At 42.3% G+C, this 20,738-nt stretch carries 17 protein-coding genes and 1 tRNA gene; 5 read left to right on the forward strand and 13 right to left on the reverse strand.

Features of this window, described 5'->3' with window-relative positions; genetic code table 11:
- Positions 1-368 precede the first annotated feature (368 nt).
- The 3 genes from VMW78_09760 to rfbD all read right to left on the reverse strand — a co-directional run bounded on the left by VMW78_09760 (position 369) and on the right by rfbD (position 4,595).
- Positions 369-2,315: a penicillin-binding protein 1A gene (locus tag VMW78_09760; protein ID HUV51289.1), complete on the reverse strand. Its 1,947-nt coding sequence runs from the start codon at positions 2,313-2,315 to the stop codon at positions 369-371.
- A 13-nt stretch (positions 2,316-2,328) separates the two neighbouring features.
- A complete protein-coding gene (locus tag VMW78_09765; GenBank protein HUV51290.1) occupies positions 2,329-3,549 on the reverse strand; it encodes a U32 family peptidase in 1,221 nt (406 codons plus the stop codon).
- Between the two features lie 128 nt (positions 3,550-3,677).
- Positions 3,678-4,595 (reverse strand): dTDP-4-dehydrorhamnose reductase, encoded by a 918-nt coding sequence (gene rfbD / locus VMW78_09770; GenBank protein ID HUV51291.1) that lies wholly within the window; start codon positions 4,593-4,595, stop codon positions 3,678-3,680.
- A 143-nt stretch (positions 4,596-4,738) separates the two neighbouring features.
- On the opposite strand from rfbD, the gene VMW78_09775 reads away from it, so the two are divergent.
- Complete coding sequence (locus tag VMW78_09775; protein HUV51292.1) at positions 4,739-5,641, forward strand: diguanylate cyclase; 903 nt, start codon at positions 4,739-4,741, stop codon at positions 5,639-5,641.
- Between the two features lie 122 nt (positions 5,642-5,763).
- Here VMW78_09775 and nadC read toward each other — a convergent pair whose 3' ends face one another.
- The 3 genes from nadC to VMW78_09790 all read right to left on the reverse strand — a co-directional run bounded on the left by nadC (position 5,764) and on the right by VMW78_09790 (position 10,056).
- The gene (gene nadC, locus VMW78_09780; protein ID HUV51293.1) at positions 5,764-6,588 is read right to left on the reverse strand and encodes a carboxylating nicotinate-nucleotide diphosphorylase; all 825 of its coding nucleotides are present in this window, start codon (positions 6,586-6,588) and stop codon (positions 5,764-5,766) included.
- Between the two features lie 235 nt (positions 6,589-6,823).
- Positions 6,824-9,502, reverse strand: a complete 2,679-nt coding sequence (locus VMW78_09785) for a valine--tRNA ligase (protein ID HUV51294.1) — start codon at positions 9,500-9,502, stop codon at positions 6,824-6,826.
- Between the two features lie 32 nt (positions 9,503-9,534).
- On the reverse strand, positions 9,535-10,056 hold the full coding sequence (locus tag VMW78_09790) for a hypothetical protein (GenBank protein ID HUV51295.1): 522 nt from the start codon (positions 10,054-10,056) through the stop codon (positions 9,535-9,537).
- A gap of 215 nt (positions 10,057-10,271) precedes the next feature.
- Between VMW78_09790 and VMW78_09795 the strand changes: the two genes are divergently transcribed.
- The 3 genes from VMW78_09795 (at position 10,272) to plsY (ending at position 11,971) form a co-directional block, all read left to right on the forward strand.
- Positions 10,272-11,024, forward strand: coding sequence for a 16S rRNA (uracil(1498)-N(3))-methyltransferase (locus tag VMW78_09795; GenBank protein HUV51296.1), 753 nt, complete (start codon positions 10,272-10,274; stop codon positions 11,022-11,024).
- A gap of 56 nt (positions 11,025-11,080) precedes the next feature.
- A tRNA-Phe gene (locus VMW78_09800) sits at positions 11,081-11,153 on the forward strand.
- Positions 11,154-11,356: 203 nt separating this feature from the next.
- Positions 11,357-11,971 (forward strand): glycerol-3-phosphate 1-O-acyltransferase PlsY, encoded by a 615-nt coding sequence (gene plsY, locus VMW78_09805; GenBank protein ID HUV51297.1) that lies wholly within the window; start codon positions 11,357-11,359, stop codon positions 11,969-11,971.
- Here plsY and ispH read toward each other — a convergent pair.
- From ispH to VMW78_09835, 6 genes are all read right to left on the reverse strand, one after another.
- Positions 11,964-13,691, reverse strand: a complete 1,728-nt coding sequence (gene ispH, locus VMW78_09810; GenBank protein HUV51298.1) for a 4-hydroxy-3-methylbut-2-enyl diphosphate reductase — start codon at positions 13,689-13,691, stop codon at positions 11,964-11,966. The two genes, plsY and ispH, sit on opposite strands and share 8 nt — an antisense overlap.
- A complete protein-coding gene (locus VMW78_09815; protein ID HUV51299.1) occupies positions 13,692-13,877 on the reverse strand; it encodes a CooT family nickel-binding protein in 186 nt (61 codons plus the stop codon).
- A gap of 12 nt (positions 13,878-13,889) precedes the next feature.
- Positions 13,890-14,309, reverse strand: coding sequence for a DUF3842 family protein (locus VMW78_09820; GenBank protein ID HUV51300.1), 420 nt, complete (start codon positions 14,307-14,309; stop codon positions 13,890-13,892).
- 183 nt (positions 14,310-14,492) lie between these two features.
- Positions 14,493-15,014, reverse strand: a complete 522-nt coding sequence (locus tag VMW78_09825; protein ID HUV51301.1) for an NYN domain-containing protein — start codon at positions 15,012-15,014, stop codon at positions 14,493-14,495.
- Positions 15,015-15,255: 241 nt separating this feature from the next.
- Complete coding sequence (locus VMW78_09830) at positions 15,256-16,152, reverse strand: ParB/RepB/Spo0J family partition protein (protein ID HUV51302.1); 897 nt, start codon at positions 16,150-16,152, stop codon at positions 15,256-15,258.
- Complete coding sequence (locus VMW78_09835) at positions 16,134-16,910, reverse strand: AAA family ATPase (protein HUV51303.1); 777 nt, start codon at positions 16,908-16,910, stop codon at positions 16,134-16,136. Before VMW78_09835 ends, VMW78_09830 begins: the two co-directional genes overlap by 19 nt.
- 115 nt (positions 16,911-17,025) lie before the next feature.
- On the opposite strand from VMW78_09835, the gene VMW78_09840 reads away from it, so the two are divergent.
- A complete protein-coding gene (locus VMW78_09840) occupies positions 17,026-18,441 on the forward strand; it encodes a M48 family metalloprotease (GenBank protein HUV51304.1) in 1,416 nt (471 codons plus the stop codon).
- Between the two features lie 185 nt (positions 18,442-18,626).
- Here VMW78_09840 and fusA read toward each other — a convergent pair whose 3' ends face one another.
- Complete coding sequence (gene fusA, locus VMW78_09845) at positions 18,627-20,669, reverse strand: elongation factor G (GenBank protein ID HUV51305.1); 2,043 nt, start codon at positions 20,667-20,669, stop codon at positions 18,627-18,629.
- Between the last annotated feature and the right edge of the window lie 69 nt (positions 20,670-20,738).

The raw sequence follows: 20,738 nt of genomic DNA on the forward strand, positions 1-20,738 counted from the left end.
AAGTGTTAGGTGTTAGGTGTTAAGAAAAAAACTGCTGACTACGGTTCACAGTTCAGGGTTATTTAAGTGACTAAAGTTACAAGTGCCTAAAGTTAATGAATTATTTTTAATGTTTATTATAATTTATGATTTAAAGTCAAGATCAATAAATTAGGATTAAGGAGAAATAGGAAAAAGAAAAGATTAGCCACAGACACACACAGACTTCCATAGACATTTGTCCGAGCGACATGCTCGGACAAAAATAGTCATCGCTTCGCGAAAAGAACCTACTGTTGTTTTGTCCGTGTGTTTCTGTGTGGGTCTGTGGCTGACAACGGCGCCTTTGCGTGAGGCATTTTGGGACAGGATTAGGGATCAGGGAAATTTTATTCCCTTGGTTCTGTTCCTTTTTTAAAAAGGGCTGTTGCCGTGTGTGTTGAATTATCGGATGCGCGCAGGCCGGTTACAGGATCGATGCGCACCTTTATTACATCATCCGGAATATCAAAGTATTGAAAAGGACTGTCTGCAAGCGCCTGTGTCATTAATTCAATCCATATCGGAAGAGCTGCCAGGGCTCCTGTTTCCAGATTCCCGAGAGTTTTGTTTGCATCCATGCCCACCCATACTCCTGTTGCAATTGAGGGAGAAAAGCCGATAAAAAGAGCGTCTTTGTACTGATTTGTGGTGCCTGTTTTCCCAGCAACAGGACATTCGATAACACGTGCTTTCCTTCCGGTGCCCTCCTGAATAACAGTGCTCAGCATATCCGTCATTATGGCCGCACCGGCGCGTGACATGACCGCTCTTTTTTGAGGTTTTACCTGCCAGACAATCCGTCCATTGTCGTCATGCACTTCAGTTACGCCAAACGGCTCTATTCTTTCCCCCCTGTTCGGGAAAACAGCATAGGCGGAAGTCAAATCAATAAGAGTTGTTTCCGATGTGCCAAGAGCCAGGGACAGATCCGGGGAAAGCGGAGATTCAATGCCGAGACTGCGGCCAAAGCGCGCAACGGAATTAGGGCCCAGCATCTCCATGAGTCTGATCGCAGGTATATTTTCTGAAACAGCAAGAGCTGTTCTTAAGGTTATTTCTCCCATATATTTTCCGGAAAAGTTTTCAGGAGCCCAGTCTTTTCCGTTTTTTGCCCCTTTAAAGGCCACAGGAGCATCGAGTATCATCATATTTTGCGGAAAGCCCTGCTCAATCGCGTAAGCGTAAACAACCGGTTTAAACGCAGACCCTGGCTGTCTCCTGGCGCTTACAGCTCTGTTAAAAGGGCTTTTGGAAAAGTCCCTGCCGCCGACCATTGCAAGAATACCGCCTGTCCGCAGATCCAGCGTTATAAGCGCACCCTGAGGATAGGGGTCCCCTTGGCTTTTCATCCTTGTTTCAAGGGCAATCAAACCCTTTGCAACCGCATCTTCGGCCGCCTTCTGAAGTTTAAAAGAAAGGGTTGTATAAACTGTGAGTCCACCCTTATAAAGCCTTGACGAGCCTATAACCTCTTCCAGAGAAGCTTTAACATGCTCAATAAAGTAACCTGCCCCTGTCTCTTTTTCGCTTTGTTCCCCGGCAATAACCGGTTCTTTTACAGCTTCGTCACAGGCTGATGCCGTGATTATGCCTGTATCCTTCATCTGTTTAAGAATAATGTTTCTGCGTTTTAATGCAAGCTCCTTATTAATCAGAGGGGAATACCTCGAAGGAGCCCTGGGCATACCGGCTATTAACGCACATTCGGATAAACTCAGATCTTTTGCAGACTTTCCAAAAAATATTCTTGCGGCAGATTCCACGCCGTATGCGCCGCTTCCAAAGTATACCTGGTTTAAGTACATCTGAAGTATCTCGTCTTTTGTATACCGCCGCTCAAGCTGAAAGGCCAGAACAGCTTCCTTGATTTTCCGCACAAGGGTTTTTCTTGACGTTAAAAAGAGTGTCTTTGCAAGCTGCTGGGTGATTGTGCTTGCCCCTTCAACAAACTCTCCGGCCAGGATATCCTTTATTACCGCCCTCATGATACCTTTCAGATCAACGCCGCTGTGTTTGTAAAAGCTCCTGTCTTCCGTTGCAACCATGGCCTCTTTAAGGAAACAGGGGATATCTTTCAGCAGCACGGGATCCCTTTTTTCAATAAAAAGTTCTGCAAGAACCTTTTTATCAGCCGAATATATACGTGTTACAGCAGGCGGGCTGTATGTTTCAAGGGATCGTATCTGGGGAAAATCGCTGGTTATCGCGAAAATAGCTCCTGCAATAGCTCCGGATACAACCCCTGCAATCAGTATAAATAAAATAAGCGCTTTTTTTCTGTTTTTCGGTTCCAAAGGTCTCCTGTGATTAGAGTATTACTTTTCTTATCAGATCATTTGGAAAGCACTTGGTGGTGATGTTGATGGTTACAATGCTTCCGGGCTGGGCATGCGATAAGGGCCGGCTGTTTTCATCAAAGATATCATCTATTTTATCCTGCCTGGCCGGACCTGTTCTGCTTAAAATTTCGACATTATCACCTTTGTAGAATTTGTTTCTGACCTCAATATTCACACCGTTTCCGCCATTGCTTTCACATACCTTGCCAATAAACAGGCGTCTGTTTGACGGGTTGAGATTTTTATAATTCGGAGACACCTGTTCCGGATCGCCAAAATAAAAACCTGTGCAATAACCCCGGTTATTAATGCCGGCAAGCTCTTTTATCCACTCATCCTTTACCTTGTAACCCGCTGGATCAGCATAATATGAATCGATCGCCTCCCTGTATACCTTTACGGCCGAGGCAATGTAGTTGATCCCTTTCATCCGCCCTTCTATTTTTAAGGAGTCTATTCCTGATTCGATCATTTCAGGAATATGTTCTATCATGCACAAATCTCTTGAGTTGAAGATATATGAGCCGCGATCATCTTCAAATACAGGCATATATTTGCCGGGCCTTAACTCTTCAACAACCGAATATTTCCATCTGCACGGGTGGGAACAAAGCCCGCGGTTGCTGTCCCTGTCAGCCATAAAACTGCTGAGAAGACATCTTCCTGAATAGGAGATACACATGGCCCCGTGCACAAAGGCCTCAACCTCCGCCAGGTTGCGCATGGCGATCTCCTTTATCTCTTTTAAGGAGAGCTCCCTTGCCACATTTACTCTTTTCACGCCAAGATTTTGCCAGAATAAAACGGTTTTATAGTTGGTTGTGTTTGCCTGGGTGCTGAGATGCACCGGTACTTGAGGCATGATAAGCCGCGACTCAAGAAATATCCCCGGATCTGAAATTATGACGGCATCAGGACCGATTGCGCCGATTTCATGAAGATAATCGCTGATTGCCTGCTGTTCGTAATTTCTGGAGTATATGTTGCACACCACATATATTTTAACATTTCTGCCATGCGCAATGTTCACGGCTTTTTGAATTTCATCAAAGGTAAAATTCCCGGACTTGTTCCTGAGACTGAAATCCTTGCCCGCAAGATAGACTGCATCGGCCCCATAATGCATTGCAATTTCAAACTTTTCAAAATTGCCTGCCGGCGCAAGAAGCTCGACCTTATTTTTTGACATTTTCACCACTGAGCACACAGAGATCACAGAGAAACTTTATATACCAAAAAAATTTTAATCACGAAAACACGAAAGTACGAAAACACGAAAAAATTTAATATAACCGCAAAATAATAAAGGAGCCAAATTTATTTTGGCCTCTCCGGCTCTGCGGTGAATAAACGATCAATGGTAAGTTTCAGGCTCTCGTGCCATGATTTGGCTTTAATTCCAAGGCTCTTTTCTATCAGGGAGCAGTCAAGGGCGGAAAAAAGAGGTCTTTTTGCCGAAGTCGGATAGTCAATGGTTTTGATGGGTTCTATCTTTTCTACTTTCATTGCATCATGCCTGCCGGCAATTTTAAATACAGCTTCCGCAAACTCATGCCATGTTGTTATTCCCTGCCCGCAATAATGGTAAGTTCCCCAGATAATTTTTGGTGAAATGCTTATTATTAGACCGGCAATTATCAAAACAGTTGCAGCCAGATCCGCGGCGCTGGTTGGACACCCGTATTGATCACTCACAACCCTTATGGTCTTTTTTTCCCTGCCGAGCCTCAGCATGGTTTTTACAAAATTATTCCCATGCACACCATACAGCCATGAGGTACGCAAAATAATATGTTTCTCTGTTCGGGAACGAACCATTTTTTCCCCCTGTTCCTTGCTTTTGCCATAAACACCAAGGGGAGCGACCTGATCCGTCTCAATATACGGGCTCTTTTTTTGACCGTCAAAGACATAATCGGTAGATATATGAATAAACGGCAGATTTGCTTTTGCGCAAGCTCCGGCAAGATTGTCCGGCCCGTCACTGTTTACCGCAAAGGCAAGGTCCGATTCAGATTCCGCTCTGTCAACATTCGTGTAAGCGGCGGCGTTAACTATAAGAACCGGCTGATAAGCGGACAGAGCATTTTCCACCTGGATTATGTTTGTTATATCTACTTGAGGAAGATCAAGGCCGATTATCTCAAAACCAAAGAGTTGGCCCTGTCTTTGAAGCTCCCATCCAAGCTGCCCCTCTGATCCAATTACTAAAATTTTAATGTTTTTCTCCTTTATATCTCACCGCCGGTCGCTAAGTTTTATTTTTTCGAAGTTGACAGAATCAGTTTTATTTTTTTATAATGAAAATTAATGACTTCGTAAAAATAACATTCCTATCAGATTGTTTTTGATAATGTCAACAAGGCCTCTAATAAAGAATGAATAACAATATATTAATAGTCGACGACGACGCAGGTGTTAGAAAATTGCTACATGATTTCATAGAATTGTCAGAATTCGATGTTTTCAGTGCTTCCAGTGGCGAGGAGGCTCTCGAATTATTAAAAACAACTAATATTTCCGTTGCAATAATCGATATAATAATGCCTGGGATAAATGGTCTTGAGCTTACAGGCTTAATAAAGAAAAACTATGATACAGATGTCATCATAATGACCGGTTACAGCGATAAATACTCTTATGAAGAGGCAATCAGCAATGGTGCAAGCGATATTATTTTTAAACCAATGCACCTTGAGGAGCTGCTGCTGAGGTTAAAAAGAGTATTTAAAGAAAGACAACTCACAAAAGAACGTACAAAAATAGTAAAAAAACTTGAAGAACTTGCAATAACCGACGAACTGACACAACTTTATAATTCGAGGTATTTTTTCAGACAATTGGACACGGAGACTTACAGGTGCAAGCGTTACAAGCATCCACTTTCACTTCTATTTTTAGATGTTGATAATTTTAAAAAATACAACGATACCCACGGACACATTCAAGGTGATAAGGTTCTGACTAGACTCGGCCGGATAATCAAATCTTGTCTCAGAACAATGGACTCTGCTTATAGATATGGTGGAGAAGAATTTACCGTTATCCTTCCGGAAACAAAATGCGAAGAAGCGTTTATTGTTGCAACAAGAATAAAAAAATTGATGGAAACTGAAAAATTTATACCAGTACCCGGCAACATAGTTAACCTGACTATAAGTATAGGTGTCACAAGATATCACCCTGATGAACGAATTTCAAGCTTTGTTGAAAGAGCGGATAAAGCGATGTATATTGCCAAACAAAAAGGTAAAAACCAAGTTGCCTTTTTGTCTTGCTGAAAAAATGCTAACAATTCAGCCACCAAGATACCAAAACACCAAATTTAGGAATTAAGGGATTTAGGAATTGAAGGATGTTGTCACTTTTAATTCCTAAATTCTCATCTCAATTCCCCAATCCCTTACTTAATACGCATGCTCAAGTCCACGCTTCTTGCCGAGTGGGTAAGAGCTCCGGCAGAGATAATATCCACACCGATATCTGCCAGACTATTAAGGCGTTCTATCGTTACCCGACCGGAGACTTCGACCAAAGCCCTTCCGTCAATATGTTTAATTGATTGTTTCATCCTGTCTATGTCCATGTTGTCTAACATGATAACATCGGCGCCGGCCTCTACAGCCTCTTTTACTTCATCCAGGCTGGAAACCTCGACCTCTATTTTAATAAGATGAGAGATATTGTTTCTGATGCGTTTAACAGCCTTTGTTATACCGCCGCAAGCAGCTATGTGATTATCCTTGATCAAAACACCGTCATAAAGTCCCATTCTGTGATTAAAGGCTCCGCCGACACGAACAGCATATTTTTCTAAAACCCTTAATCCCGGCGTTGTTTTACGTGTATCAACAAGGCGAACCTTTTTATTTGCAAGCCTATCCACATATGAACGCACATGTGTGGCAATCCCGGAAAGGTGCTGCAGAAAATTTAAAGCGGTTCGTTCACCGATCAGAAGACTTTGAAGTTTTCCTTCAACCCTTAGAACAATTCCGCCATCCATAACAGTATCGCCGTCTTTGCACTCGGGCTTGAAAATAATTTTCGGATCAAGTTGTTCAAAAACCCGGTAAGCAATGTCAAGCCCGGCAATTACAGCCTTTTCCCTGGCAACGATTACACCATGTCCTCCTGCATCATTAGCCACAAGATTATCCGTAGTAATATCCCCTGACCCGATATCCTCTTTTAGAGCTGTTTTAATCAAATCTTGCATTAAATACATGCAGACCTCGTTAATTTTTAATGAAAAACCCATAACGACTTGGAAATACTGGATTCCGTGTCAAGCACGGAATGACAATTTTGTATGGTTTACGGCTTAGGGTTCATAGTAAAATGCGAATATCGAACAAAGAATGTCGAATGATGAAGTATTAAAACACTTCGACCTTCTGCGGTTCAGCCCCCCCCTCTTTCCTGTTTACTTAGCGCCTTAGCGCCTTTGCGTGAGCACTCTCTCACTCCCTCAATCCCTCAATTTTCTCTATATTTGCCTCTAATTTCCCTTGCTTTTCAAGAAGGATTCTCTGCTTTTCTTTAACCTTTTCAACTACATCCCCGGATGCTTTGTTAATGAAATTTTCATTGCTTAATTTTCCGGATACAACCGTCAGATCATTTGTTAGTTTGCTGATCTCCTTCTCAAGACGATTGATTTCTTTGGTAAAATCTATCATACCTTCAAGTAAAACATAAATAGTGGCATTCTCGACGACCCCTGTGGCCGCCATCTTCGGTTTTTCACCAGGCGACTCGACTAAAAGGGTTTTTAACCCGGCAAGATTTATTATAATGTCTCTATGCTGATTAAGCGCTTCCCGTGTTTTTTCATCCCCTGATTGAACTGAAACATCAAGCAGTAATGACGGGGCAATATTCATCTCACCCCTGATATTCCTGATTCCTGTTATTATTCCGATTATAAGTTCCATTTTTGATTCAGCATCATTATCGCTTCGATAATTAGCGGCATCGGGTCTGTCTAAAGGAAATAAGGCTTTCATTATAGAACCATGCGTTCCCGGAAGTTTATGCCAGATCTCCTCAGTTACAAAGGGTATAAATGGATGAAGCAGTATAAGTGTATCCCGCAAAACAAACCAGAGCACATTCATCGTTGCCTGACGTCTGTCCTCCCCCTGTTTCCCATATAATGAGGGCTTTATCGCCTCCAGATACCAGTCACAGAACTCATGCCACACAAACCTGTAAAGAGCGCCGGCCGCATCATTAAACCTGTAGTTATCAATAGCTTCGGCAACATTTACCGTAACAGAATTGAGCCTGGATAAAATCCACCTGTCAGGAAGAGAGGGGCTGAAGTCTGAAAGCTGAAAACTGAAAGGTTTTGAGTTTTCTTCGGTTATATGCATAAAAGCGAACCGTGAGGCATTCCAGAGCTTATTTATAAAATGACGGTATCCTTCGACTCTGTCTTCGGACATCTTAATATCCCGTCCCTGTGCCGCAAAGGCCGCCAAAGTAAAGCGAAATGCATCGGTTCCATATTTATCGATCACGCTTAGAGGATTGATAACATTCCCCTTTGACTTACTCATCTTTTTGCCCTCAACATCACGCACAAGGGCATGCACATACACATCTTTAAACGGCACATCTTCCATGAAATGGATACCCATCATCATCATTCTGGCAACCCAGAAAAAAAGTATATCAAAGCCGGTAACAAGAACAGATGTCGGATAAAACTTTTTCAATAAAGCTGTTTTTTCCGGCCATCCCATTGTGGAAAACGGCCACAGAGCGGAACTAAACCAGGTGTCCAGCACATCTGTTTCCTGAACAAGCCTTGTTCCTTTGCAGGCCGGACAGGATTCAGGGGTATTAATAGCGACAATAAGCTCCTTGCAATCTTCGCATGTCCATGCGGGAATCTGATGCCCCCACCATATCTGCCGTGATATACACCAGTCCCTGATGTTATTCATCCACTCGAAATAGGTTTTTGTCCATATTTCAGGGATGATTTTTGTATCCCCCTTTTCAACCGCCTGTATTGCTTTTTCCGCAAGCGGCCCGGTCTTTACAAACCACTGCAATGAGAGGTTCGGCTCAACGACTGTCTTGCATCTGTAACAATGGCCCACGCTGTGGTTGTATGGCTCAACTTTTTTCAACAGCCCCGTCTTTTCAAGCTCTTTTATTACGGCATCTCTGCATTTGAACCTGTCAAGCCCTTCAAATTTACCGGCCTCAGGGGTCATTAATCCGTCATCCCCAATAACTTTGACAATCGGAAGATTGTGGCGTTTTCCTATTTCAAAGTCATTTGGATCATGAGCCGGAGTAACCTTGAGACCGCCTGTGCCGAATGTCATATCAACATATCTGTCCCTGATTATCGGTATGGGCTTGTTCACAAGCGGAAGAATCACCCTGTCAGACTCAATACCCAGATACCGCTCATCATCAGGATTAACAGCCAGCGCTGTATCGCCGAACATAGTTTCAGGCCTGGTAGTCGCAATAACTATTCCGCCTGGCCCCTCTTCAAAAGGATAGAGGATATAATAAAGATGGCCGTTGTGATCATCATGCTCCACTTCAATTTCGGCAAGGGCCGTATGGCAACGCGGGCACCAGTTGGTAATATAGTTTCCTCTGTAAATAAGGCCTTCATTATAAAGCCGCACAAAAACCTTGCGCACCGCCTGCGACAATCCTTCATCCATTGTAAAGCGTTCACGCTTCCAGTCACATGAAGCACCAAGACGCTTGAGCTGATTTATAATTGCGCTGCCATACTCACCGCGCCATTCCCATACCGCCTCAATAAATTTATCTCTGCCAAGCTTGTGGCGATCAAGCCCCTCGCTTGCAAGCTTTTTTTCAACAACATTCTGGGTCGCAATCCCCGCGTGGTCGGTTCCAGGCATCCATAGAACATTATCCCCCCGTATTCTCCTGAAACGGCAAAGGATATCCTGCAGGGTAATATTTAGAGCATGCCCCATGTGAAGAACACCTGTAACATTAGGCGGGGGAATTACAATTGAATAGCTTTTTTGCCCGTCATCTTCAACAGCGGCAAAGAGTTGCTCTTTTTCCCAAAAATCGTACCAGTATTTTTCCACGTCATCTGGCTTATACCCCTTGTCAAGCATGTTAGGACTCATATACCAGTCTTCCTTAATTAAATTAATTCTTTTCAAAGGTCTTGCAGTTTTTCCTTTATACTTTTTATTTCCCTTGAAACCGCCGATTCAATCATTTCGGCAAGCATCTTTTCGATCTTTTCAGAAAACATTTTTTCAACAATTCGCTCTAAAGTCTCCTCAAGACGCGCGAAAGACAATGGAACCTCTTCGTGTATATCTTCTTCCAAGGCATCAATTTCCGATTCTAAATCCATTCCCAGCGAATCAGCAAATTTATCGGGCATGTTATCATCGCTTATTTTCTCTTCAAAAATATTGTCAATTTCCATATCGCTTGCCGGATAATTGTCATCTGCTGGTTTCGCAATCGGTTCATCTTCTTTTTTATCTTCAATCTCATAAAATTCAATAATATCTTCTGTAGAAAGCTGAGCATCAATATCTGGGAATTCGCCCGGTTCCACCCCCTTTTCCGAGACCTCTACAACCTCATCTGTAAGCTCTATAATATTTTCCTCTTCCAGCGCCTGTGCCTTCTCAACATCCTGATTGAGACTATTTTCATTATTCATATTGCCCCCTGCAATAAAAAATTGTCCTATATCATTGCGAAATATTTAACAAATCCTTATTTTTTAAATTATCATACAGCATATAACATGTCAAGGTTAAGTCATTAAAAAATAAAACTTCATGTCAAGATATTTGCTTTTCTTTAAAAAAACATTTACACAAAGTCAGAATAGATAAACTCGTAAAAAGTCCAAGAATAAATTATAAAAAAATCATGAGACGCTTTTTTATCAAACAATCAGAGGCAACAGGGCCTATATCTGTTGTCAGCGGCACTGATGCAAGACACATTAAAAAGGTGCTGCGATTGACGCAGGGAGATATAATAACTCTTTTTGACGGCACCGGCAATGAATACGAAGCCAGAATCATATCTTTATCTGCAGGCAACGTTAATGTATCGATAATCAGAACCTTTCCATCAACAACCGAATCACCTGTTCAAATTATTGTAGCCCAGGCTTTTTTAAAACAAAGGAAAATGGACAACCTCGTCAGACAGCTTACTGAACTTGGAATAACTAAATGGATCCCTTTTATTTCCAAGCGTTCTGTTCCCAGTCCAGACAATAAACGGCTCGTTAATCGCACAAACCGATGGAAAGAAATTTCAAAGGAAGCCCTCAAGCAGTGCAATCGTGGTCGTATAATGGAAATCGGACAAACAGTATCATTTGAAGATATATTGAATATCAGCATGCAGAGCAGACTGAAAATCGCTTTCTGGGAGAATGAGTCAAAGCCGATTAATTTAGCATTGCCACAATCTGACGGGCATTTTAATGATATATTTATCATGATCGGACCGGAAGGCGGGTTTACATCACAAGAAATTGAAAAAGCAAAAGCCCGCGGATTTATTACCGCCGCACTCGGCCCCCGTATTTTAAGGGCCGAAACAGCTGCAATTGCGGCTTCTGTTTTAATTCAGTATCTTTTTGGAGATATTGGAATAAAAAATTCTTGACAAAAATCTCAGGTTCCATAATATTAATTTTTTTAAAGTTCTCTTTAAGAAACCTTGCCGAGGTAGCTCAGTCGGTAGAGCAGTGGACTGAAAATCCGCGTGTCGGCAGTTCAATTCTGTCCCTCGGCACTCATAATTAATAAGGAAGTTAAGCATAGACCTTAACTTCCTTATTTTACCACCTCATCAGATCGCAGCACTTTAGCCCTTTAAAAAAATCAGGCAGGACAACCCTACAATTAAAAAAAATAAACTTCTTTGCGAACTCTGCGGTGAATATAAAAAAGTTGAAATCAAACGCAAAGTAAAGGATTTTAACGAGGATTTATAGTATGTCCCTGGAAATTCTTATACTTTTTGGACTTTCTGTTTTTGCATATTTACTTGGATCCATCCCATGCGGTCTTATTTTAACTAAAAGATTTGCCTCTATAGATATCAGACAAAAAGGAAGTAAAAATATAGGGGCTGCAAATGTCAGACGGGTCGCGGGGACAATGCTTGGGGCATTCACACTTGCGTGCGATCTGTTAAAGGGGGCTCTTCCGGTATGTCTTGTTATATATGCTATGCCAGGCACTGATAAATTAATTAGTGAAATCTATCTGTCCATTGTCGCGCTTTCCGCTTTTTCAGGCCACCTTTATCCTGTTTATATGAAATTTAAAGGAGGCGGGAAAGGGGTTGCGACCGCGGCAGGCTGCTTTATAATAATTTCACCAATAGCATGCCTTGTCGCCCTGTTAACATTTATCCTGTTTATATTTCTGTCCAGGCGTGTGTCCGCGGGATCCCTTTCGGGTGCGGCCGTGCTGCCTGTGGCTGTCTGGCTGACAAGCCATTCCATTCCATTGACAGCATGCTCCCTTATAACCACAATATTTATCCTTTTCCGCCACAAGGACAATATCAGGCGGCTCCTGTCCGGTACGGAACCGGTTATATGAGGGGCCATAAAAGAGCGATGGCTCCCGCAAGGATAAAGTGGGTTTCAACCAGAAATTCAAGCCTGATGCCGGGCAGCATATAACCTTTTTCATAGGCTGAAAAAACCAACAACATGGAAATCGGGCATATAACAAGAATAAAGCCAAGGCTGGAGACAATATGAAACGCGCTTGACAGGACTAAAACAGCTATAATCATTATCAGCAGGCCTTTTAAAAGACGCAACGAACCCTTTTCCCCGAACAGAATCGGGATTGTCTCCTTACCCACGATTCTGTCTCCCTGCATGTCAAGAATATCGAAAAATGCGGTTCTTGCGAATACAATAGATGTTGACCATATAAATACCGATATTGAACCTGCATCTATTTCCCCGGACACAGACAAAAACGGAAACAGGGATGTAACTATTCCCCATGCCAGAGCAATAAGAATGGTCTTTGAACCCGGGATATCCCTTATTCTTCTGTACCTCACACCCGCGAAATAATCAGGTATGAGTCTTAAATTATAAGAAAGCCCCATTATACTCATTACAAGAAGGAATAAAAAAGGCATCAATCCCATGGTATAGGCTGTAATCAGCCCCGCACCGCCGGCAACCAAAGATAAGGTCGCAAGAAATAGTTTATTTTTACTATAAAAAGATGCTCTGACCGGATCATTATAAAGGTCTGCCTTGTTTCCCGTCAGGTTGTTTAATATATGCATTGATTGAATATATAATATAGATATAAAAATATGCGGAAAAAATACTCCAATCCCCTGAAGTTTGGCGCAGGCATAACACAAACACCCTGCCCCAAGGGATACATAGATATTTGTCAAAAGAAGCAAACGCTTAATAGAAAAAAGGATTCTGCGCCACAGCTTCTCTTTTTTAAACACCAAACCCTCGAGAGCCCTGTAAACCTTTTTGATGATCCAGTTAGGTGTGGAAGCACCGGATACTATGCCTATACATTGAGCTGACTTCAGACTTTTAAGATCAAGTTCTGTTTCCGCTTCAATATGATATACGGGTTTACCAGACCGGCCTGCAATCTCGGCAAGCCTTTTCGTGTTTCCGCTGCTACGGCCTCCAACCACTATTATGGCATCTACAGATTTTGCCATATGGTTAACTTCAGCCTGCCGCTTTGAAGTTGAATCACAGATTGTATCAAAAATCTTATAAACCGGAAATTTACTGCCGGCCCATTTTTTAACCCCTTCAAAAAGAAAAACATTCTGAGTTGTCTGAGCTACGATTATAGCCTTTTCAAATTCCGGCAGAGAATCAAGTTGTTTAATGCTGTCAACTACATATCCGTTTCCCATGGCATAACCGACCAGGCCTATAACCTCTGGATGGTCCCTGTCTCCGATAATTATTGATGAATAGCCAAGCTTTGCATATAGATGAATTATGTTCTGTACTTTAATAACACGAGGGCATGTGGCATCAACGACATTAAAACCGGCTTTTTCAAGGCTCTCTTTTGTTTGAGGCGGGACCCCATGAGCCCTTATAATGACAGTGCCTGACCCATACTCCGGAATATGATCTAATACAGATATTCCTTTTCCATTTAAAAGGCTCAGAACATGGGGATTGTGGATAAGGGGACCATAGGTGTAAATGGGTTCTTTGTGTTTGCCTGGCGCATTCAGAGCTATCTCAACCGCTCTGCGAACGCCCATGCAGAAGCCCGCGGTCTTAGCAATTAATATTTTCATTTATTCTTGCAGAAAAATCTTATGATCTACAAGGGAGAGCGAATGTATATGGGCCTTCAAGAACTTCTGTTCTCCGAATATGTTGGTCAATTTAACCCCGTCATCCTTGGGTTCGACTGTATCAACAGCCTCCATAATCATCTCTTCCTCTTCACCTTTAAGCATATAAGCATTTGCTTCACACATGGCATTTATTCCTTAATTATTCAAAAAGTGTTTTAAATTTTTCTGTATAAGCGTATCAATAAGATGCGGGAGCGGGGCGGAAGATATTCCTACAATTTCAATGTTTTCCCGGGAAAGAGGAATAAGCATTTTTTTTGCCGGACTGCTTGCCACTGCCTCGGCAATCCTTGGTGTAATCTCCCCCATCATGGCATGAGCCATAATTATACCTACAGGACAGATAATAACATCTACCTGTTTTACGGTCTGAACAATAGCATTTTCTCCTGAAGCGCCTCGATTTGCCTTTGCCTTCAGCATCTGAGCTGTTGCGATTGCGTTTGTTCCCAATGCGACAATTTCAACAGTCTCTTTAAGCAACTCCTTGAGCCTTTTAATGATAGCGCTTCCTATGCCGCCACCCTGTCCGTCAATTACACATATCTGTTTCATATTAACTCTTGTATCCGTTCACAGTTGTCGGTTCACAGTTCACGGTTTTTTCAATGAACTATGCGGTGTTAAGTGTTAAATATAATTTTGAGTTTTTAATTTTTAATTTTGAATGAAGGAAAAACCGTTTTTAATTTAGAATTCAAAATTATCCCCTAATCCCTAATCCCTGGCCCCTGTTTTCTAAAGCTTGTTTATTTTGACTTTGCTCCGCCGCTTTTTTTTTGACAAACGCCTGCTTGGCCCCTTCTTTTTGGTTGTCGGAACCCAGCCTTCTTTATATTCCATGCTGGATCCATTGGTGTCCATGGACGCAGCCATTAACACCTTTTCTTCAAACTCCGGCGAGCTTATAGTGGCAGCGCCCTGAGATTCAGCATATTTTACAATATCCAGATCAGAGCTGACAATTAAAGCCTTTTCTCTTTCCATGGCCGCCATACTCTTAATCACGGTATCGGCCGACTCTCCATTACGGGAAAATAGTATTTTGACTCCATTTAGTTTTTCTCCGTGCCGTGAAAATGAAGGGGCATTTGCCCCATCAAAAACTACTGTTGTTTTGTGTTGTTTTATTTTTCTGTATTCAGCAAGAGTCTCAAGCAGAGCCTCTCTGCCTGACTGTATATCCCTGCGGTCAAGAATGCTTAGCCTGTCTGACTGTCGAATAAGATTATAGCCGTCTATAATAATATGAATAGACATAATGTTAGGTGTTAAGTGTTAGATATAAAAGAAAAAATGTCAGTGATGATCAGCGTAAATCTGTGGCTGAAGCATTTATTCACAACGAATCTCTGAACCCTTGAACCCATATTCTATCTGAATATCGAATATCGAACAAGGAATGTCGAATTATGAAGTATTAAAGCACTTCGAAATTCTGCGGTTTCTTGTTCTGCGGTTCCGCGGTTTAAATCCTTAAAGATTAACGAGATATCTATAATCATATCTGCTTTAAAATACCGATCAGGCGGTTGAGATCATCATTTGTGTAAAAGTCGATTACAACCTTTCCTTTTTGCCCATGTTTTTTGATTTGCACCTTGGTGCCTAAACATTGCGAAAAAGCCGCTGCAAGGTCTTTAAGGTATATTTCTTCCGAACCTGGTTTAGACTTTTTTGGTTTCTCCTTTTCTGATTTTAATTGTTTAACCAGTGCTTCGGTTTCCCTGACCGACAGACCTTTTGAAACAACAGCCCGCCATGCAGCCCTTTGCTGTGCCGATGTTTCAGCGCCAAGCAAGGCTCTTGCATGTCCCATGGCCAAACTATTATCCATTATGCTGGATTTTATTTCTTCAGGCAACTGCCTTAGTCTCAAAAAATTAGCTATAGTGGGCCTGCTTTTCCCTACACGCAGCGCGACCTGATCCTGCGTAAAATTAAATTCAACAATGAGACGATGATATGCCTCAGCCTCTTCCATGGCATTTAAGTCCTCACGCTGAATATTTTCAACAATGGAAATCTCCAGCATGTTTTCATCTGAGATATCCCGTATAACTACCGGCACCTTATCAAGCCCTGCCATTTTAGCGGCACGGAGGCGTCTTTCACCGGCTATAAGCTCATAACCGGTTGCGTCCTTTCTAACCAGGAGAGGCTGAATCATTCCTTGCTCTTTGATTGAGCGGCTCAATTCATCCAGCTCATCTTTGGAAAACTGCAGGCGTGGCTGATACCGGTTTGGACTAATTATTCCGATATCACACAGAAAATAGTCTTTTGAACTATTCTCAACAATATCAGGGAGAAGGGAATCAAGGCCTCTTCCAAGAGCCGGTTTCCCGCGCTTTTTCCGATTCAAACCGGTCTCTTTTTTTATTTTTGTCTTTTGCATTGCGCGCCCATTATCTCCTTTGCAAGATTAAAGTAGTTTTGCGCCCCTGTTGAAACAGCATCATAAAGCAATATAGGCATCCCGAAACTTGGGGCCTCTCCCAAACGCACGTTTCTGTAAATAATAGTTTTAAGTACCAGATTCTTAAAATATTTTTTCGCCTCTTCGGCAACCTGCTGTGACAGGTTGGTTCTCTTGTCAAACATGGTTAAAAGAATACCGGCGATTTTAAGGTTTGGATTAAGGCTGTGCTTGACGCGCCGCACTGTTTGTAAAAGCTGCCCAAGCCCTTCCAATGCATAAAACTCGCACTGAAGTGGAATCAGCACATGGTCGGCAGCCGTCAAAGCATTAACGGTAAGAAGGCTTAAAGAAGGCGGGCTGTCTATAATGATATATTCAAACGAATCAACAAGCTGGGCAAGAAGATTCTTTAAAGCAGTTTCACGCCTGAGCTCGGACATCATTTCGATTTCAAACCCTATAAGCTCTACTCGTGAAGGAATAACCTTTAAGGAATCTATTGCGGTGTCTACGATAAGACTCTTTGCGTCAGCTTTGCCGATCAAGCCATGATACAAGGTTTTATCAATAGATTTTTTATCCAGCCCGATTCCGGTTGTAGCATTACCCTGCGGATCACAATCAACTAAAAGGATCCTCTTTTCCGAAACAGCCAGGGCTGCCGATAGATTGATTGCCGTGGTAGTTTTGCCCACGCCGCCTTTCTGGTTGGCTATACATATAATATGTGACATAATAAATAAATAACATAAAACTTGATGTTTGCAAAGAATATAGGGATAAAAGTCTCGTAAAAAGTTAAAAAATCACTTTTTGCGAATCGTGTTAACTGTTAACTATATGATTAAAATGAAATTTATTACAAGAAAATACTTTTTTATCATATTGATCATAGGCATGCTTATTCCAGGCCGGGCTTTCAGCATCACAGTCAGGCAGGAAGAGGAGTTGTCACGTGAGTTTATGGAATATGTCTTAAAACATGTTGAATTCATAGAAGATCCGATCATTGTGAACTATGTGAATAATGTAGGCAAAAGGATTGTCTCCGCCATTTCTCCACAGCCCTTTACATATCACTTTTATATAATAAAGGATAATGTTTATAATGCCTTTGCCAGTCCTGCCGGCCACATTTTTATTAACAGCGGTTTATTTGAAGCAATGGATAACGAAGAGGAGTTAGCCGGCATATTAGGCCATGAAATCGCTCATGTTGCATGCCGGCACATTTCACAGAAAATAGAAAGGTCAAAAAAAATCGGATTGGCTACCCTTGCCGGTATCGCAGCCGGCATATTTCTTGGAACCGGTGGTGCAGCAACAGCAGCAGGCGCATTAACCGTCGGTTCAATGGCGGCCGGCCAATCTATTGCGCTTGCTTACAGCCGCGAAGATGAGATGCAGGCAGATCAGTTAGGGCTCAAGTATCTTGCAAAGGCAAAATACACCAGCCAAGGTCTGTTATCAGCTCTAAAAAAAATCCGAAGCAGGCAGTGGTTTAGTTCTGAGCAGATTCCAACCTATCTCACCACGCATCCGGCGATTGAGAATCGCATTGCCTATATCAGCTCCAAGCTTGAAAACAATATAAAACCAAAAACCAAGACATCAAGTAAAGACTGTTATGATTTTGTAATAACCCATACAAGACTGGTTGCCATGTATGGAGATGAACGTGCGGTTTTAAGAAAATTCCAAATAGATGTAGAGAAACATCCTGAAAGCCATATGGCGCATTACGGATACGCTCTGATCCTTGCGAGAACAGGCAACCGAAAAGAGGCAATAGCTCATCTTAAAACAGCATTAGAAAAAAAGGCCTTTGATCCGAACATCTTAAGAGATTTAGGCAGAATCTATTTTCTGGACGGTCATTATCCGGAAGCTCTAAATTCTCTTAAAGGGGCCGCCTCCATGGCTCCGGATGATCCGGAAACCCTTTTTTTTATCGGGCGCACTCAAATAGAGATTGGAAGGCTTAAAGAGGCTGCATCCACATTTGAGAAACTGATCGCAAAAAATCCTGATTATACCACGGCATTATATTTTCTCGGCAATGTTTACGGCAAGTTGGAAAAGCTTGAAGATGCCCATTATTTTCTAGGGATTTATTATAAAAACAAACAAAATTATAAAAACGCAATGTTTCACTTAAACAAGGCTTTAAAGACAATAACCGATCCCGACAAAAGGAGCAAAATAGAAGAGCTGTTAAAAGAAATCCGAAAAAATGAGGCGGAAATACGTAAAGAAGATTTGTAAGCGTTCAAGGAACATTGAAATTAGAAAATAGAAATTGGAAATTTGGCCTTCATGCTTTTGTACTGTTCTTCTGTTCTTCCCAATTTCCAATTTCCAATTTCCAATTTCTATTTTAATCTCTCCCCAATTTCTACTTTCCAACTTCAAGTTTCAAGCCGTGAACGGCAACGAAGATTTTTAGTATTTTAACTTTTATCAAAATGCGAAAACCGCATTGTAAATGTCCCCCTCCCCTGTGTGGCAGACCTTAATGCGGTTGAATAACCAAACATCTTTGCAAGCGGTACAGTTGCTTTTATCGCATGCATGCCGATTTTCTGTTCAATTGATTCAATTTTACCATTGCGGGAATTAAGGTTGCCTATTACATCTCCCATGCATGATTCCGGGACAAATACCTCGACAGACATAATCGGATCAAGAAGGAAAGGCATAGCCTTTGCGAGCGCATTTTTGCATGCCATGGATGCGCTGACCGTATATGCCAGCTCCGTGCCGACCGATTCTTTGTATAATCCTCCTGTAAGCACAGCTTCAACATCAACAACCGGATAACCCATTAATGCTCCGCTTTCAAAGGATTCCATTACCCCTTTTTTTATGGCAGGAATAAAATGTGCCGGTATTGTATCAGGGGCAACCTCTGATACGAATCTGTTGCCGGTTCCTCTACGCAGAGGGCTCAGTTTTATAATGACTTCGCCAAAATGGCGCTGGCCGGCGATTTCATTGTCAAACACAGCAGATGCTTCAGCCCTGGCCCCAATGGTTTCTCTGTATACAACCTGGGGTTTCCCGACATTTACGTTTGTTTTGAATTCACGCCGCATACGGCTTATTATAACATCAAGGTGAAGCTCGCCCATGCCGGATAAAATTATCTGACCGGTATCTTCGTCTTTTTTAATTTTCAATGTTGGATCTTCGGCAATAAATTTCTCAAGAACCTCGTCGAACTTTTCCTGATCAGCACGGGTCTTTGGCTCCACTGCAACGGAAATAACAGGCTTGTAGAACTCTATTTTCTCTAACAAAACCGGATAATCTCTGGAGCATAAGGTTTCGCCGGTAGAAGATTCCTTTAATCCGATAACTCCGACAATGCTCCCTGGCCCGGCGACATCGATCCTATCCCTCTTGTTTGCATGCATCCTTAATATACGGGTAAGTTTTTCATTGATTTTGCGGAAAGGGTTATACACTTCTTCTTTGGTATTTATCTTTCCGCTGTAAATCCTTACAAAGGAGAGTTTCCTTCCTTCTATCATGGACACCTTGAATATCAGGGCGGCAAGCGGCGTATTATCTGCGGGCAAGCAGAAAATAGCTTCCCCTGTTTCAGGATGGATGCCTTTAATCGGAGGAATATCCGCCGGACTCGGAAGAAACCGGACAACAGCGTCAAGTAGGAGCTGAATCCCTTTATTTTTCAGGGCGCTGCCGCATAAGACCGGAACCAGCTTCAGGTTAATAGTTGCCTTTCGTATGGCATCAAGGAGCATTTCCGTTGCAACAGGGGATTCAGATAAATATGCCTCCATAATTTCATCATCTACTTCGGCTACTGCTTCAACAAGTTTTTCACGATATTTTATGGCTGCATCAAGAAGGTCGCCGGATATATCTTCGGTTGAGAAGGTCGCTCCCAGCGTCTCATCATCCCAGGCTATCTGTTTCATGTTGATCAGGTCTATGACACCGGCAAAATTCTCTTCCAGGCCGACCGGCAGTTGCAAGACAAGAGGATTCGCGCCAAGCCTCTCTTTTATCATTTCAACTGTATTGAAAAAACTGGCGCCGACTCTGTCTAATTTATTAATAAAGGCGATCTTGGGAACATGGTATTTGTCGGCCTGGCGCCATACTGTTTCCGACTGGGGTTCGACACCTCCGACAGCACAAAAAACACCGACAGCGCCGTCAAGTACCCTCAACGAACGCTCCACCTCTATTGTAAAATCAACATGCCCGGGAGTATCTATGATTTGAACCTCACAACCTTTCCAGGCGCATGTTGTAACGGCAGATGTTATTGTAATACCCCGTTCCTGCTCATCCGGCATCCAGTCCATTACAGCCTCACCATCATGGACCTCGCCGAGCTTATGGGAACTGCCGGTATAGTAAAGCATACGCTCGGTAACAGTTGTCTTGCCTGCGTCAATATGCGCTATTATACCGATATTTCGTATGCTCTGAATTCTGTTTTTTTTGGGATTCTTTAGCATTATGCAACAAACCATCTGAAATCAAGCTTCGGGTGTGCTCAAATTTAAAACAGGACACGCAGTGAAGCA

It is taken from the genome of Anaerolineae bacterium, from assembly GCA_035529315.1.
Lineage (GTDB): Bacteria > Desulfobacterota > Desulfobacteria > Desulfobacterales > ETH-SRB1 > Desulfaltia.